A 16169-nucleotide genomic window follows, 5' to 3' on the forward strand; every position below is an offset into this window, starting at 1 on the left:
TGCCTTTGCACGGCCGTCAGCCAGGCCAGGCGCGCATCCGCTCCACTGCGGCCAACAGGCACAGTACGGTGGCCATGGGCGCAAGCACCGGCAGGACGCGCGAGGGTGGCACCTGCACGTGAAGCACGGCCAGGCACAAGGCCGCCATCACCAGCAGGGTGGCCGGACCCGGCAGCACCGGCAGCGCACCGATGGGTGCCAGCAGCGCCAGCAGTGCCGCCGACAGGACCACCGCGACCCACGTCAGTCGCACCTGGAAGCCGGGCGCTGCAGGGCCGGCCGCAGACCGCAGCTGCGTCGCCAGGCGCGCGGCCAACATCATCAGTACCAGCAGCAGCGCCGCCAACCCGGCCGCGCCGGCCAGTGGCAGCAACGGCATCATCCAGTGCAGCTGCGGGTGCTGCTGCAGCGCCACCGACAACGGTCGCGTGCTGGCCAATGCCGGGAACTCCACCAGGCCCGCCTGCAGCGCAGCAAGTACGATCAACAGCAGCATGGCCAACAGCAGCATCCCCGCCAGCAGCAGCGGCTGTCGTGCCCTCGCCTGCCGGCCCATGCCGGGAATTCCCAGCGCAAGGCCGACGCTGGCGAACACGCCGAGCAGCGGCACGCTCGCCGCCAGTACCCCACCCAGCCCGTAGCGATACGGCGCCGTGGCTTCCGGCAACCATGGAATCCAAAGTGCGTAGTGCACGTAACGGGCCGCCAGTGCCAGCAGCAGCAGGCCAATGCCGATCTTCACCGTCAGCAGCGCACAGACAATCAATGCGACGTGACGTGGCGGCAGCAGCACGACCATGCCAAGCAGCCATAGACCGGTGGCGGCCAGCAGCTGAACCGGCATCCCGTTTCCGGCCTCGATACCGCAGCGGGCCAGCAGCACCTGCAGGTGGCTGGCGATGGACTGCGCCACGCCCGCACTGGTCACCACCAGTTCCAGCAGCAACACGCCGCTGAGTACGCCCGCTCCCACCCTGCCCCAGCTGGCCTGCAGCACGCCATGCAGGCCCCCGCCGGCGGGTCGCTGCTGGTTCAGGACATGCAGGCAATACAGCACCGGCGCAGTACCCAGCGCGGCCAATACCAGGCTCAGTACGATGGCCGGCCCCGCCCGCGCGGCGGTGTGCTGGCCGACCAGGGCGATCACGCTGCCTCCCAGCAGCAGCGCCAGTGCCAGCGCCGCGACATGATCCATGCCAAGGCAGGCATCCCGGTCGCGGCCGTTGTCGCTGTCCATCGCAAGTCCCCTTGATATCCGCCCAAGTGCGGTCGACAGCAGGCTGGCAGCCTGCGCCGAGGGGCGGTATCAGAAACCGTACCGGGGGCGCTGCGATGTGATCGAAGACACGATGAAAGGCCCGTACCCGGTCCTGCTGCGACAGGATTCCGATCGCTAAGCAGAATTGATGCAGTCGATCACGTCAGTCGACGCGCCGGCTGCCGGCGCCCGTCTCAGCTGCGCGGTGGCGGCAGATGCGGCGCGACCAGCGCCAGCGTGCGCTGCAGGGCGCCGCGGCCATTGCTCACCAGCGTGCAGCCAGCGCGCGCCATGTCTTCGCGTGCCTGTGCATCGTCGAGCAGGTGCTGCAACAGGTCACCGACCGCCTGCACGTCCTCACCGATCAGCAGTGCACCCGCCTCACGCATGCGGCGCGAGATCTCCGCGAAGTTGTGCAGGTGCGGGCCGGTCACGGCAGCGGTGCCCATCGCTGCCGGCTCCAGCAGGTTGTGGCCGCCGATCGGCTGCAGGCTGCCGCCGACAAAGGCGACCTGGGCACAGGCGTAGAACGGCATCAGTTCACCGAGGGTGTCGATAACGAACACGTCGGTGCCCGCTTCCGGCCACTGCTTCGCGCGCCGGGTGGTCACGTTCCAGCCCTGCTCGCGCGCCAGCGCCTCCACCTTCGGGAAGCGCTCGGGATGCCGCGGCGCCCACAGCAGCAGCAGGTCGGGATGCTGCTGGCGCAGGCGGCGGTGCAGGTCGACCACTGCCTGTTCTTCGCCATCGTGGGTACTGGCGGCGATCCACACCGGACGCCCGGCTGGCACCCGGGCATGAAACTGCTCGACGAAGCCCTGCACCTCCGGCGTGGTGATGTCGAACTTCAGGTTGCCCAGCGCCTGCACCTGCTCCGGGGCAGCGCCGAGCTGCACGAAGCGGTCCGCATCGTCCTGCGACTGCGCGGCCACGCAGGTGACGGTGCGCAGAGCGCGCCGGATCAGCGCCGCCAGCAGCCGGTAGCCGCGCAGCGAACGTGCCGACAGGCGCGCATTGAGGATGTAGACCGGAATCCCACGGTCACGGCAGCCGAACAGCATGTTCGGCCACAGCTCGGTTTCCAGGATCAGTGCCAGGCTGGGCCGGAAATGGCCGAGGAAGCGGTTGACGCTGCCCGGCACGTCGTACGGCAGGTAGACGTGGTCCAGCGCATCGCCCCACAGCGCGCGCACGCGCTCCGAACCAGTCGGGGTGATGGTGGTGATCACCCAGCGGATGTCCGGGCGCTGCTCGCGCAGGGCGTTCACCAGTGGTGCGGCGGCATTGACCTCGCCCACCGACACCGCGTGCAGCCAGACCCGTGGCTGGCCGGTCGGCTGTGGATAGGAGGCGTAGCGCTCGTCCCAGCGCCGGAAATACTCGCGAACCCGGAAGCCGCGCCAGACCAGGTGGTACACGGTGATCGGCAGCAGGATGTAGAGCACAGCCGAGTACAGGCCGCGCAGGATCCATTCGACAGGGTCTTTACGCATGCGGCAAGGATACGGGAGCCCCCCGGGAAAGACACGCGGCCGCCTTGGTAGAATGGCCCCATGTCAGATGCCTCCACCGCCGTCCGCCCGTCGCTGCGCGATCCGCGCAACTGGCCGATGTTCGCCGCCATGTTCGGCGCCTTCGCCATCGCCCGCCTGCCGTGGATGCTGCAGCGCGCGCTGGGCCGGGGCGTCGGCTGGATCACCTGGCGCCTGCTCGGCAGCCGCCGCCGCGCCGCCGAGGTCAACCTGCAACTGTGCTTCCCCGAGAAGGACGAAGCCTGGCGCCAGCGCCTGGTGCGCGACAGCTTCGATGCGCTGGGCGTGGGCGTGTTCGAGTGCATCCGCGCCTGGTGGGGCAGCATCGACAGCATCCGCCCGCAGGTGCGGATCGAAGGCCTGGAACACCTGCGGCAGATGCAGGCCGAAGGACGTGGCGTGCTGCTGGTCTCCGGCCACTTCATGACCCTGGAGATGTGCGGCCGCCTGCTGTGCGACTACGTCGACCTGTCCGGCATGTACCGCAAGCACAAGAACCCGGTATACGAGTGGGCGGTGAAGTTCGGCCGCCTGCGCTATGCCAAGGCGATGTTCGCCAACGAGGACATCCGCGCCACCGTGCGCCACCTGAAGAAGGGCGGCTTCCTCTGGTATGCGCCGGACCAGGACATGCGTGGCAAGGACACCGTGTTCGTGCCGTTCTTCGGCCACACCGCTTCCACCATCACCGCCACCCACCAGCTGGCGCGGATGACCGGTTGCGCGGTGATCCCCTATTTCCACCGCCGCGAAGGTGGGAAGTACATCCTGAAGATTGGTGCACCGCTGGAGAATTTCCCCAGCGAGGATGTGGAAGCCGATACCACGCGGGTCAACCAGGCCATCGAGGAAATGGTGCGCGAGGCGCCCGACCAGTACCTGTGGATCCACCGCCGTTTCAAGCGCCAGCCCGGCGGCCGGAGCGATTTCTACAAATAACCGGATGCGGTGGAAGGGCCGGCGTGCACGTGGTAGTCGCCAACCTTGGTTGGCGCCGATGAACCGAGGCCGGTCCCGGGGAGCCAACCAAGGTTGGCAGCTACTGCATCGGCGGGGAATCGTCTGCGTCGCGGGCCAGCAGGCTGCCGGCGAACAGGGCCGCCAGCAGCACGGTCAGACCACCCCAGAACGCGGAATAGAACGCCAGGTGCGTGTTGAGCGGGAACACCGTGACTGCCAGCGCCAGCATCGCCGGCCGCGCACGCTCACGGGCGGCGGCCGGCGCGTAGCGCCATGCCCGCCAGGCCTGGGCGACCGCCGCCAGCCACAGCAGCAGGCCGAGCACACCGGTCTCCGCCAGGATCTCCAACACGATCTGATGGGCGTGCAATGCCGGCGCACTGCCCCACACCGCCGGGTCTTCATCGGCCACGCAGGCCGGATAGGCATTGCGGAAGCCACGCGCGCCGACACCGTTGATCGGGTGCTCCTCGATCATGCAGACAGCCGCTTCCCAGATCCTCGCACGGCCGGACAGCGCCTCGTCGACACCACGGTCGCCGCCCTCCCAGGCCATCGCCGTACGTGCGAAGCGCTCACGCAGCTGCGGCACGCTGGCGGTCAGCACGCCAGCTCCGAGAACGGCCACCAGTGCCAGCACCGCCAACCGCTTCCAGCCGAACTGGCGCACGCCGCTGTAGGCCAGCACCAGTGCGAAGGTGATCCACGAGGCGCGCGAGCCGGCCAGCAGCAGCACACTTCCCAGCGTGGCGGCCGCCAGCAGCCAGCCCCGATTACCGAAGCGGCGCGCCACCGGCAGCAACAGGAACGGCGACAGGCTGGCCAGCACCTGGCCGAATTTCAGGTTGCACGGCCCCAGGGCGCCACTGAGCCGGTCGGCCAATGCGGCCTCATCTGCCGGGCACAGTGCACGACCGCTCACCGCAAGCTTCAGGTGTTCCAGCGACCAGAACCACGGGCTGGTACCCGCTGCCGCCTGCACCAGCGCATCCAGCGTCCACGCAGCGGTGATCAACGCAAGGCCACCGAAGGTCAGGCGTCGCCGTTCCGGCGTGGCCACAGCAATCGCCACCAGCCACATGAAGGGCAGGTAGCGCAGACCCGCAGCAGCCTTGGTCCAGGACGCCGCCGGATCAATGGCATCGATGGCCGAGAACGCCTGCGGCAGCCAGTAGCCGAGGAACAGGATCGAGGTCAGTGCCCAGGCTGCCGTGCTCAGCAGGTGCGGGCGGCGCTGCAGCCGGCGCATGACCATGCGCGCGGCGGCGTACAGCGCGCCAAGCCCGAGCACGGTTTCAGCGATGCCCGGCAGCGGCCACAGCGCCACGTACGCCAGCACCCACCAGGGCGCCCAGCGCCCGGCGCGGTCGTCGCGCAGGATGACGGCGGGATCAGCCGGCGAGATCGGCATAGAGGCGGAGGGTATCGCGCTGCATGGCCTGCAGGGTAAACGGGATGCGGGTCGGCAACGACGGCGGCTGCGCCAGCAGGGCCAGCGCACGTTCACCCAGCGCGCGTGCATCACCAAGCGGCACCGCACCGCTGGGTTGCAGCTGCCGAAGCAGTTCGCCGACACCACCATGGTCCCAGCCCAGCACCGGGCGGCCGACCGACAGCGCCTCGACCACGGTGCGGCCGAACGCTTCGGGCTTGTCCGACAGCTGCAGCACCAGGTCGCTGGCCGCATAGGCCTGGGCGATGCGCGCGCTCGGCGTGCTGATCTGCACGGCATCGGTCACGCCCAAAGCAGCGGCCTGCCGGCGCAGGTCGGCCACGTAGGCTTCACGGCCGGGTTCATCGGTGCCCAGCATCCACAGCTGTGCCGGCACGCCGGCGGCACGCACATCCGCCAGCAGCTGCAATGCGTGTGCGTGGCCCTTCAGCCGGGTGCCACGCCCCGGCAGCAGCAGCAGCGGGCCTTCAACCTGCGCCAGCCATGGGTAATCGGCCGCAAGCGCCAGCCGCGGACGGCGATCGGCACGCGCCACGCGTGGGAACTGGCCGACATCGACGCCACGCGGAATCACCTGCAGGGTCGCCTCGGGAACGGTCGGGTAATGCCGCTGCACGTAGTCGCGTACGGTATTGGACACGCAGATCACGCGTTCACCGCTGGTCATCACCGCGCTGTAGCGGCTGGGCGAGTTCAACCCGTGCACGGTAGTCACCCAATGCGGGCGCTGCGCGGCGGGCATCGCGCGGATCGCGTACAGGCCCAGCCAGGCTGGCAGCCGCGAACGGGCATGCACGATGTCGGCGCCAACCTCGGCGAACAGGCGGCGCAGGGTCGGCAGGTGGCGCAGGGTCAGCAGCGACTTGCGACCGATGTCGAGCGTGAGATGCTCGGCACCGCTGTCGAGCAGTGGCTGCACCAGGCGGCCACCGGCAGAGACCACCAGCGCACGATGGCCGGCGGCGACCAGGGCCGCAGCAATTTCCAGGGTCGAGCGCTCGACACCGCCGGAGTGCAGCGCCGGCAGCAACTGCACCACGGTCAATCGGCGCATCGAAGGGGCGGCCGCTTAGTCGGCCAGCACGAACACGGAACCGCAGTACGGGCACTGCGCTTCGCCGTTGGGCTCGTCTTCGATCGGCAGGTACACGCGCGGATGCGAGTTCCACAGCGCCATTTCCGGGGTCGGGCAGCTCAGCGGCAGATCGCTGCGGTGCACGGTGTAGCGCTTCTCGGCGTTGGCGGGCGCGGTGGCGGTATGGCTCATGGCGGATGTCGATGAACGGGTTGCGAGGCCTGTGATTCTAGCATCCGGGCCGCCTCGACATTGCGCCGCAACAGGCCTTTGCGTGCCGCCGGGCGTTTCCTCGCAGCGATGCACGGCAGATCCAAGGCCGGGCACGGGCGGAAATTCTCCCATCGATCCTGCAGGTTCACCTCGAAAACCTCTCGACCACGATATTTCCCGCATTTGGATCGAACTAAATGGCACTTGTCAGGCCGCTGTGGCTGTTGCAGGATCGGGCCAGGTCGCAGCCCGACCTGCCCAATCCGACCCGATCGCATGGCCCGCCCCCACCGGACCAGCATCGCCTCTTCCACTGCCATCCAGGCGGGCGGAGCGATGCTGCCCGTGGTGTCTGCCGATGCGGGTTCTGCCCGCCGCCTGCCCTCCCGGGAGACCCTTGCATGACCCTGTCCGATCCACGCCGCGCCCTGCTTCCGCTCGCCCTGGCCCTTGCCTGTGCGACCACTGCGATGCCGGTACTGGCACAGGGGCTGCAGACCTCGTTCGAACCGGGCCAGCCGGCTCCGGCACCGGCCACAGGCGCATTGCAGGTCACGATCGGCAACGGCCCCGCGGCGCCCTACGCCGCCAAGCGCAATGCCGGCTACAGCGGCCTGCACGCACTGCGCTACAGCAGCGAAGGCGGCAGCGCGCGGCGCGAGCTGTTCAAGGCGGACATGACCATCGAGGCCGATACCACCCTGTCGTGGCTGGTGCTGCCGGAGATCGTCGGCAAGGACACCGTGGCCTCGACCTATGTGTCACTGGACCTGCTGCTGGACGATGGCAGTCGGGTTTCGGCCGGCACTGCACGCGACCAGCACGGCGTAGCCATCGGCGCACGCGCGCAGGGCGACTCGAAGACGCTGTACCCGCAGCAATGGGCACGCAAGGCGGTGCGGCTGGGCGATGTGCCCGCGCTGAAGGGCCGCCGTGTGGTGGCGATCGAACTGGAGGTGGCCAGTGCCGACGGCGCACCGGTCTCCGGCTGGATTGATGACGTGCGCCTGGGCACAGTGCCACGTCAGCAGCCAGCGCGCGTCTCCGACTGGGTGCTGACCACCCGCGGCACCCAGGCCAACGGCACCTTCTCGCGCGGCAACAATTTCCCGGCCACGGCGGTGCCGCACGGGTTCAACTTCTGGACCCCGGTCACCGATGCCGGTGCGCTGAACTGGCTGTACCGCTGGAACGAGCAGAACGACGCGCAGAACCGCCCGCAGCTGCAGGCGCTTGCGCTGAGCCATCAGCCCAGCCCGTGGATGGGCGACCGCCAGACCTTCCAGGTGATGCCCTCGGCCAGCCGTGGCGTGCCGGAGGCCGACCGCCGCAAGCGCGCGCTGTCGTTCGACCGCAGCCATGAAAGCGCGCGCCCGTATCGCTACGACGTTCGCTTCGACAACGGCATCGCGGCCGCCATCGCGCCGACCGATCATGCCGCGCTGTTCCGCTTTGATTTCCCCGAAGGCGGCGACGCCAACCTGCTGTTCGACAATGTCGATGCACGCGGTGGCCTGACCCTGGACGCTGCCACGCAGACACTGTCCGGCTACACCGATACGCGCAGCGGGCTGTCCAACGGCGCCAGCCGCATGTACGTGGCAGCCAGCTTCGACAGGCCGTGGCGCAGCAGTGGGCGCCTCAACACCGGCCGACCGACCGGTTACATCAAGTTCGATGCCGGCAGCGACCGGCGGGTGACCATGCGCATCGCCACCTCGCTGATCTCGGTGGAGCAGGCACGGCACAACCTGGCCCTGGAAATCGCCGCAGTCGATACGCTGGAAAGCGTGGCCGGCCGTGCGCAGGATGCATGGGATGCGCGCCTGGCCCGTTTCGACATCGGCGATGCCAGCGACGACCAGAAGACCACGCTGTATTCCAGCCTGTACCGGCTGTTCCTGTACCCCAATTCCGGCCACGAGAACGTGGGCAGCGCCGCCGCACCGGAGTGGCGCTACGCCAACCAAGCCAGCGCCAGCGATGACAACACCGAGGGCAGCGCGACCCGCAGCTATGCCGCCGTGCGCGACGGCAAGGTATTCGTCAACAACGGCTTCTGGGACACCTTCCGCACCACCTGGCCGGCCTATGCGCTGTTCACTCCGGAGGATGCCGGGCAGCTGGTACAGGGCTTCATCGAGCAGTACCGTGCCGGCGGCTGGATCGCGCGCTGGTCGTCGCCGGGCTACGCCGACCTGATGGTCGGCACCAGCTCTGACGTGGCGTTCGCCGATGCCTGGCTGAAGGGCATCGGCGGTTTCGATCCGGCCGAGGCCTATGCCGCCGCGCTGAAGAACGCGACCGTGGTACCACCCGACCGCCATGTCGGCCGCAAGGGCATGGACCGTTCGACCTTCCGGGGCTACGCCAGCGCCGACGTGCATGAGGGCATGTCGTGGACGATGGAAGGCGCACTCAATGACTTCGGCATCGCCAACATGGCCGATGCCCTGGCCAAGCGCGCGACCGCACCTGCCGCACGTGAGCGCTACAGCACCGAGGCCGACTACTTCCGCCACCGCGCCGCCAGCTACGCGACGATGTTCGACCCTGCCGCCGGCTTCTTCCAGGGCCGCAAGGCCGATGGCCGCTGGCGCGTGGACGCCAAGGACTACGACCCGCGCGTGTGGGGCCACGATTACACCGAATCCAACGGCTGGACCTTCGCCTTCACCGCCGCCCATGACGGCGAAGGCCTGGCCGCGCTGTACGGTGGCCGCGAAAAGCTGGCGGCGAAGCTGGATACCTTCTTCGCCACGCCGGAAACCGCGGATCCGGCACTTGCGGGCTCCTACGGCGGCACCATCCACGAGATGACCGAAGCACGCGACGTGCGCATGGGCATGTACGCGCACAGCAACCAGCCTGCGCACCACATCCCGTGGATGTACCTGTATGCCGGGCAGCCGTGGAAGACCCAGCAACACGTGCGCGAGATCCTGTCGCGGCTGTACGTCGGCAGCGAGATCGGCCAGGGCTATCCGGGCGATGAGGACAACGGCGAAACCTCGGCATGGTACGTGCTGGCCTCGCTGGGCCTGTACCCGCTGCGCATGGGCGCCCCGGAGTACGTGATCGGCTCGCCGGCATTCGAGCACGCACGGGTGGAGCTGCAGGGTGGCGCGGTGCTGACCGTGAACGCGGCCAACAACTCGCGCGAGAACGTCTACGTGCAGTCGCTGAAGATCAACGGTACGCCGTGGACGAAGACCTGGGTGCCGCACGACCTGATCGCCAAGGGCGCGACCCTCGACTTCGTGATGGGACCCCGTCCCTCGCGCTGGGGCAGCGGCGTGGACGATGTGCCGCGCTCGTTGACCGCGCGCGGCCAGCGCCCGCAGCTGCTGCACGACCTGCTCGGCAGCGGCGCGAAGGCGACGCTGGCCGATGGCCGTGCCCTGCCCGCACTGGTCGATGACGATGCGAGCACCACCGTGGGCCTGGGCGGCGGCGCAACCATCGCGCTGACCGGACTGAGCGACGGCACGCCGACGATGTACACGCTCACCAGCGGTGACGGCCGCATCCAGGGCGGTGAGTGGACGCTGGAGGCGCGCAACGGCGGCGGCAGCTGGACCGTGCTCGACCAGCGCAGCGGCGAAGACTTCGCGTCTGCCCGCCAGACCCGTCCGTTCCGCATCGCCAAACCCGGCCGCTACAGCGAATACCGACTGCGCTTGGTCGCACCGGGCCGGATGCCGCTGGCGGAGATCGAGCTGCTGGCGCCGAGCACGGCGCAGTAAGCCGCGTGCACGATGGGCACGGATGCCCGACGTGCCGTGGCGGCTGGCGGCCTCAGCGCGACCGCACGAAACCGGCGTAGAGCGCGAACAGCTGCTGGAAGTACCGCCGGGTCACTCGATTGCGCATGACACTTTCGCCGATGGGGAGATGGTCGGGCCCAGGGTGGGAAGGCCGGTCCGGTCCCTTCCCACGGCCGGGCCGCGTGGGCGTATTGGGCCGCAATGGCGTTGCAGGGAAATGACCGGGCTGCGTAGCGCGTGTGGCACAGACCGGGGTAGAGCCGGCCGCTGGCCGGCTGTCGCGGCGTGTCCGAGCCCGGTTGTAGTTGCCCTACGGTAGAGCCGGCCGCTGGCCGGCTGTCGCGGCGTGTCCGAGCCCGGTTGCAGTTGCCCTACGGTAGAGCCGGCCGCTGGCCGGCTGTCGTCGTACCTCGACATCATTGTGGTTGCCGGCCAGCGGCCGGCACTACCCGTTTCCGCTTCGCGGAAACAGAAACGCGCCCCATGGGGCGCGTTTCTGCAGCTGTCGCTGGAAAGAAGGCTTACGCCTTCTTTTCCGCTTCCAGCTGTTTCCTGATCTGCGCATCGACCGCAGCGATCGCGGTCATGTTCAGGATCCGGCGCGAGGTCGCGCTGGTGGTCAGGATGTGCACCGGCTTGTTCACGCCCATCAGGATCGGGCCGATCGCCACGCCGTCGGTGAACACACGCACCAGGTTGTAGGCGATGTTGGCCGCTTCCAGGTTCGGCAGCACGAACAGGTTGGCACGGCCCTGCAGGGTCGAGCCCGGCAGCAGCTTCTGGCGCAGCGCTTCGTCCCATGCGGTGTCGCCCTGCATTTCCCCGTCCACGTTCAGACGCGGGTTGCGCTTGAGCAGCAGCTCGCGCACCTGGCGCATCTTCAGCGCGTCCTTCGAATCATGGCTGCCAAAGTTGGAGTGCGACAGCAGCGCGACCTTCGGCTCGATGCCGAACAGCTTCATGCGGTAGGCCGCCTGCAGGGTCGCTTCGCACAGCTGCTCGGCGGTCGGGTCTTCCTGCACGTGGGTATCGACGAAGAAGAACACGCCCTGCTGGTTGATCACGCCGGTCATCGCCGAGGTCGAGGTGACCTTCGGCTCCAGCGGCAGCACGCTGCGCACGTAGCCCAGCTTCTTGTGGAAGCGGCCGACGATGCCGGTCAGCATCGCATCGGCTTCGCCACGCGCCACCATCACTGCGGCGATCAGGGTCGGGCGCGAACGCATCAGGTTCTTCGCCGCGGCCACGGTCACGCCACGACGGCCGGTCAGGCCGTGGTAGTACTGCCAGTACTCGTTGAAGCGCGGGTCGTCGTTGATGTTGGTGACTTCAACGTTCTCGCCGATCTTCAGGCGCAGGCCGAGGCGCTCGATGCGCGATTCGATCACTTCCGGGCGACCGATCAGGATCGGGTGCGCCAGGCCGTCATCGACCACGTTCTGCACCGCCTGCAGCACCACTTCCTCTTCGCCTTCGGCGTACACCACGCGCTGCTTGTCGCTGCGCGCGCGGTCGTAGACCGGCTTCATCATCAGGCTGGTGCGGTAGACGAACTGGGCCAGCTTGTCGCGGTAGGCGCCCATGTCGTCGATCGGGCGCGAGGCCACGCCCGAGTCCATCGCGGCCTGGGCCACGGCGGCCGACAGCTCCACCAGCAGGCGGCGGTCGAACGGACGCGGGATCAGGTATTCACGGCCGAAGCTCGGGGTCTCGCCGCCGTAGGCCGAGCCCATGTCGGTGGCGGCGCGGCGGGCCAGTGCAGCGATGGCACGCACGCAGGCGATCTTCATTTCCTCGTTGATCGCGGTGGCGCCCACGTCCAGCGCACCACGGAACAGGTACGGGAAGCACAGCACGTTGTTGACCTGGTTCGGGTAGTCCGAACGGCCGGTGCCGATGATCGCGTCCGGACGCGCGGCGCGCGCCAGTTCCGGCATGATTTCCGGGGTCGGGTTGGCCAGCGCGAAGATCACCGGATCCGGCGCCATGGTCTTGACCATGTCGGCGGTCAGGATGCCCGGTGCCGACAGGCCCAGGAAGATGTCCGCGCCGTCGACGATCTCGGCCAGGGTGCGCTTGTCGGTGTCGCGCGCATAGCGCTGCTTTTCCGGGTCCAGGTCGGTACGACCGGTGTGGATCACGCCCTCGCGGTCGAAGGCCAGGATGTTCTCCGGCTTCAGGCCCAGCTGCACCAGCATGTTCACGCAGGAAATGCCGGCCGCGCCCATGCCCGTGGTCGCCAGCTTCACGTCCTCGATCTTCTTGCCGGTGATCGCCATGGCGTTGAGCACCGCCGCGCCGACGATGATCGCCGTGCCGTGCTGGTCGTCATGGAACACCGGGATCTTCATGCGCTCGCGCAGCTTGCGCTCGACCACGAAGCATTCCGGCGCCTTGATGTCTTCCAGGTTGATGCCGCCGAAGGTCGGCTCCAGCGAGGCGATGATGTCGACCAGCTTGTCCGGGTCGGTCTCATCGACTTCGATGTCGAACACATCGATGCCGGCGAACTTCTGGAACAGCACGCCCTTGCCTTCCATCACCGGCTTGCCGGCCAGCGCGCCGATGTTGCCCAGGCCCAGCACCGCGGTGCCGTTGGAGATCACCGCCACCAGGTTGCCGCGAGCGGTCAGCTCGCTGGCCTGCTGCGGGTCGGCCTTGATCGCTTCACAGGCGTACGCCACGCCCGGCGAATACGCCAGCGACAGGTCGCGCTGGGTCAGCATGGGCTTGGTAGCGGAAACCTTGATCTTTCCCGGCGGGGACATCCGGTGGTAATCGAGGGCGGCCTGTTTGAAATCTTCGTTGGACATCGATGTGGGTTACATGAATGGGCAGAAGGGACAGGGGATGATACCCCCGTTGGAGCGTCTGGACCTGTCGCTATCCTGTCGCAAGCATGCTGCGACCGCACAATTCCGTGCCGTATGCGACGGTACCGCGAGACCAGCTTCGGCGCTCCGCATGACAGCCATGGGTCGCCTTGAAACGCCGCGGGGCCGTACCACTGTCGTGATCGGCCCCGCGGTACCACACACCTGGATCAGCCCTTGGCCGGCAGCGCCTCGGGCAGCGCATCGACCGGCGGCGGCAGTTCGCTCTCGCGGCCATCCAGCGCCAGCTGCAGGCGGTTGCGGTCCAGTGCGCCTTCCCAGCGCGAGACCACCACGGTAGCGACCGCATTGCCGATGAAGTTGGTCAACGAGCGGCATTCGCTCATGAAGCGGTCCACGCCCAGGATCAGCGCCATGCCGGCCACCGGCACTTCCGGCACCACGGCCAGGGTAGCAGCCAGGGTGATGAAGCCGGCGCCGGTGACGCCGGCCGCGCCCTTGGAGCTGAGCATGGCAACCAGCAGCAGGGCGATCTGGTGGCCCAGGGTCAGTTCGGTGTTGGTGGCCTGGGCGATGAACAGCGCGGCCAGCGTCATGTAGATGTTGGTGCCGTCCAGGTTGAACGAGTAGCCGGTCGGAACCACCAGGCCGACCACCGACTTGCTGCAGCCGGCACGCTCCATCTTCTCCATCAGCGACGGCAGCGCCGACTCCGACGACGACGTGCCCAGCACCAGCAGCAGTTCGGCCTTCAGGTAGCGTGCCAGCTTGAACACCGAAAACCCGCACAGGCGGCAGACCACACCCAGGATCACCGCCACGAACAGGAACGCGGTGAGGTAGAACGAGCCCACCAGCCAGGCCAGGTTGACCAGCGAACCGACGCCATACTTGCCGATGGTGAAGGCGATCGCGCCGAAGGCACCAATCGGGGCAGCCTTCATCAGGATGTGCACCAGCTTGAACACCGGGGCGACCAGCGCCTCCAGGAAATTCAGGATCGGCTTGCCCTTCTCACCCACCGATGCCAGCGCGATGCCGAACAGCACCGCGATGAACAGCACCTGCAGGATGTTGCCGTCGACGAAGGCGCTCACCAGCGTCTTCGGAATGATGTCCATCAGGAAGCCGACCAGGGTCAGGTCGTGCGACTTCTCGACGTAGCTGTGCACCGCGGTCTGGTCCAGCTCGGCCGGGTTGATGTTCATGCCGGCGCCGGGCTGCACCACGTGCGCCACGACCATGCCGACGATCAGCGCCAGCGTGGAGAAGAACAGGAAGTACGCCATCGCCTTGGCGAACACGCGGCCCACCGTGCGCAGGTGGGTCATGCTGGCGATGCCGGTGACGATGGTCAGGAAGATCACCGGCGCGATGATCATCTTCACCAGGTTGATGAAGGCATCGCCGAGCGGCTTCATCTTCTCGCCAACCAGCGGCTCGTAGTGGCCGAGGATGGCGCCCAGGACGATCGCCACGATCACCTGGAAGTACAGCTGGCGATAGATCGGCAACGGCTTTGCAGGCGCCGGGGCTGCGGTCGGGATGTGCATGGCGTACTCCGGAAGGGGCGTTTTCAGGCACGTACGGCCCCGGGACAGCGCGGGAACCGTTACCGTGGAAACTGCTCGCAGGCCCTGTGCAGCACGCGCAGGGGGTGCGACCAATGGACGCCTTTGTACGCGCCGGGCACGCCGGCGCAGATAACCTATTGGTACTAGCCCCCCGGTTCAGGTGGCCACGGTGCCTACACTGGCGCCGCACCGCCCGATCCTGGGGAGGCCGGTGGCCCGAGCTGAACGGCCGGGCGCGTCTTTGCGAAAGTTCCGGCCCTTGCGGCCGTTGTTGTCCTGTCCACACGCAATCTGAGAGAGCCGCACCCAACATGCGCCCGATTCCCACCTTGCTGGCCCTGTCGCTGGCCGCCCTTCCCGCCTTCGCCTCGGCTGCCGATTTCGACAACTGGCCGACCAAGTACACCTTCGGCGATGGCACCGAGCTGGCGGCCACCGCCAACATCGCCTACGACTACAACGACTTCTCTTCGGCCAGTGGCCTCGAGGACGACGATGCCGTGCGCCGCAAGGAATTCGGCGCGACGCTGAAGAAGAAGGGCGTCTACGATGCAATGGTCTACTACGACTTCCAGGCTGACACCTGGCTGGACGTGTTCGTGCGCTTCGAGAGCAAGGCGTTCTTCGGCCGCGACGTCGGCCGTTTCCGCTTCGGCTACATGAAGACCCCGGTCGGCCTGGATGCGAATACCTCTTTGCGTGCCGGCAGCTTCCTTGAGACCTCCTTGCCGGTGCAGGCCTTCTACGAAGGCCGCCGTACCGGTGTGGAATGGGTGCTGGAGCGTCCGCAGTACCTGCTGCAGGCCGGCGCCTATGGCGGCAAGGACCTCCAGGGCGACAACCCCGGCACCACCCAGGCCGTGCGTGCGGTATGGACGCCGGTGAAGGCACCGGGTGATGTGATCCACCTGGGCCTGGCCTACTCGCAGGAAAACCCGCGTGGCTACAGCGATGGCCGCGACGTGCACCACGAGGCCAGCGCCCGCCTGCGCGCGCGCCCGGAAGCCGGCCTCACCGACATCCGCTACGTCGATTCCGGTGCGCTGGTCACTGCCGACCAGATCCGTCGCACCGGTCTGGAAGGCATCTGGATCCGCGGCCCGTTCTCGCTGCAGGCCGAAGCGCTGCGCGCCACGGTCACCCGCCATGACGGCAAGCCCGACTACACCGGCAGCGGCCAGTACGCGATGGCCAGCTGGGTACTGACCGGCGAATCGCGCCCATACAACGCAGGCGCGGTGGCCAACATCAAGCCGGCGCACAACTACGGTGCGGTGGAACTGGTGGCCCGCTACAGCCGCCTGGATCTCGATGACGGCGACATCCTCGGTGGCCGCCAGCATGACCTCACCCTGGGTGCGAACTGGTACCTGACCAGCCACTTCAAGTTCCAGGCCAACTACGTGAAGGTCGACGCCAGCCGTCGTGGCGTGCACAGCACGCCGGAGATCTTCGAGCTGCGCGCGCAGATGCACTTCTGACCCCTTCCACGTCAGACCCCGG

10 protein-coding genes are annotated in these 16169 nt (G+C 67.9%); 3 read left to right on the top strand and 7 right to left on the bottom strand.

What is annotated here, in order from left to right; all coding sequences use genetic code 11:
• Positions 1 to 16 precede the first annotated feature (16 nt).
• Positions 17 to 1237: an APC family permease gene (locus D5301_RS00530; RefSeq protein WP_153854478.1), complete on the bottom strand. Its 1221-nt coding sequence runs from the start codon at positions 1235 to 1237 to the stop codon at positions 17 to 19.
• Between the two features lie 215 nt (positions 1238 to 1452).
• Complete coding sequence (gene waaA, locus D5301_RS00535; RefSeq protein WP_153854479.1) at positions 1453 to 2751, bottom strand: lipid IV(A) 3-deoxy-D-manno-octulosonic acid transferase; 1299 nt, start codon at positions 2749 to 2751, stop codon at positions 1453 to 1455.
• A 60-nt stretch (positions 2752 to 2811) separates the two neighbouring features.
• Here waaA and D5301_RS00540 point away from each other — a divergent pair, with 60 nt between their 5' ends.
• Positions 2812 to 3729, top strand: a complete 918-nt coding sequence (locus tag D5301_RS00540) for an LpxL/LpxP family Kdo(2)-lipid IV(A) lauroyl/palmitoleoyl acyltransferase (RefSeq protein ID WP_110713586.1) — start codon at positions 2812 to 2814, stop codon at positions 3727 to 3729.
• A 100-nt stretch (positions 3730 to 3829) separates the two neighbouring features.
• On the opposite strand, the gene D5301_RS00545 is transcribed toward D5301_RS00540, so the two are convergent.
• The 3 genes from D5301_RS00545 to D5301_RS00555 are packed head-to-tail and all read right to left on the bottom strand — an operon-like array spanning position 3830 to position 6470.
• Positions 3830 to 5161: an O-antigen ligase family protein gene (locus D5301_RS00545; RefSeq protein ID WP_153854480.1), complete on the bottom strand. Its 1332-nt coding sequence runs from the start codon at positions 5159 to 5161 to the stop codon at positions 3830 to 3832.
• Positions 5142 to 6257 (bottom strand): glycosyltransferase, encoded by a 1116-nt coding sequence (locus D5301_RS00550; RefSeq protein WP_153854481.1) that lies wholly within the window; start codon positions 6255 to 6257, stop codon positions 5142 to 5144. Before D5301_RS00550 ends, D5301_RS00545 begins: the two co-directional genes overlap by 20 nt.
• Before the next feature lie 15 nt (positions 6258 to 6272).
• Positions 6273 to 6470, bottom strand: coding sequence for a zinc-finger domain-containing protein (locus D5301_RS00555; protein ID WP_005410967.1), 198 nt, complete (start codon positions 6468 to 6470; stop codon positions 6273 to 6275).
• 422 nt (positions 6471 to 6892) lie between these two features.
• On the opposite strand from D5301_RS00555, the gene D5301_RS00560 reads away from it, so the two are divergent.
• Positions 6893 to 10237: a GH92 family glycosyl hydrolase gene (locus D5301_RS00560; RefSeq protein ID WP_153854482.1), complete on the top strand. Its 3345-nt coding sequence runs from the start codon at positions 6893 to 6895 to the stop codon at positions 10235 to 10237.
• 542 nt (positions 10238 to 10779) lie between these two features.
• On the opposite strand, the gene D5301_RS00565 is transcribed toward D5301_RS00560, so the two are convergent.
• Together D5301_RS00565 and D5301_RS00570 are read right to left on the bottom strand one after the other, a co-directional pair.
• Positions 10780 to 13071 (bottom strand): NADP-dependent malic enzyme, encoded by a 2292-nt coding sequence (locus D5301_RS00565; RefSeq protein WP_032959490.1) that lies wholly within the window; start codon positions 13069 to 13071, stop codon positions 10780 to 10782.
• A gap of 230 nt (positions 13072 to 13301) precedes the next feature.
• Positions 13302 to 14645, bottom strand: coding sequence for a dicarboxylate/amino acid:cation symporter (locus D5301_RS00570; protein ID WP_110713592.1), 1344 nt, complete (start codon positions 14643 to 14645; stop codon positions 13302 to 13304).
• A gap of 332 nt (positions 14646 to 14977) precedes the next feature.
• Between D5301_RS00570 and D5301_RS00575 the strand changes: the two genes are divergently transcribed.
• Positions 14978 to 16147: a porin gene (locus D5301_RS00575; RefSeq protein WP_153854483.1), complete on the top strand. Its 1170-nt coding sequence runs from the start codon at positions 14978 to 14980 to the stop codon at positions 16145 to 16147.
• The last annotated feature ends 22 nt before the right edge of the window (positions 16148 to 16169 follow it).

This window comes from Stenotrophomonas sp. MH181796 (assembly GCF_009659995.1).
GTDB lineage: Bacteria > Pseudomonadota > Gammaproteobacteria > Xanthomonadales > Xanthomonadaceae > Stenotrophomonas > Stenotrophomonas riyadhensis.

What these genes read in the sequence shown, in the direction of transcription:
- D5301_RS00530 (WP_153854478.1), bottom strand. Translation starts at nt 1,237, where the DNA reads ATGGACAGCGACAACGGCCGCGACCGGGATGCCTGCCTTGGCATGGAT.
- waaA (WP_153854479.1), bottom strand. Translation starts at nt 2,751, where the DNA reads ATGCGTAAAGACCCTGTCGAATGGATCCTGCGCGGCCTGTACTCGGCT.
- D5301_RS00540 (WP_110713586.1), top strand. Translation starts at nt 2,812, where the DNA reads ATGTCAGATGCCTCCACCGCCGTCCGCCCGTCGCTGCGCGATCCGCGC.
- D5301_RS00545 (WP_153854480.1), bottom strand. Translation starts at nt 5,161, where the DNA reads ATGCCGATCTCGCCGGCTGATCCCGCCGTCATCCTGCGCGACGACCGC.
- D5301_RS00550 (WP_153854481.1), bottom strand. Translation starts at nt 6,257, where the DNA reads ATGCGCCGATTGACCGTGGTGCAGTTGCTGCCGGCGCTGCACTCCGGC.
- D5301_RS00555 (WP_005410967.1), bottom strand. Translation starts at nt 6,470, where the DNA reads ATGAGCCATACCGCCACCGCGCCCGCCAACGCCGAGAAGCGCTACACC.
- D5301_RS00560 (WP_153854482.1), top strand. Translation starts at nt 6,893, where the DNA reads ATGACCCTGTCCGATCCACGCCGCGCCCTGCTTCCGCTCGCCCTGGCC.
- D5301_RS00565 (WP_032959490.1), bottom strand. Translation starts at nt 13,071, where the DNA reads ATGTCCAACGAAGATTTCAAACAGGCCGCCCTCGATTACCACCGGATG.
- D5301_RS00570 (WP_110713592.1), bottom strand. Translation starts at nt 14,645, where the DNA reads ATGCACATCCCGACCGCAGCCCCGGCGCCTGCAAAGCCGTTGCCGATC.
- D5301_RS00575 (WP_153854483.1), top strand. Translation starts at nt 14,978, where the DNA reads ATGCGCCCGATTCCCACCTTGCTGGCCCTGTCGCTGGCCGCCCTTCCC.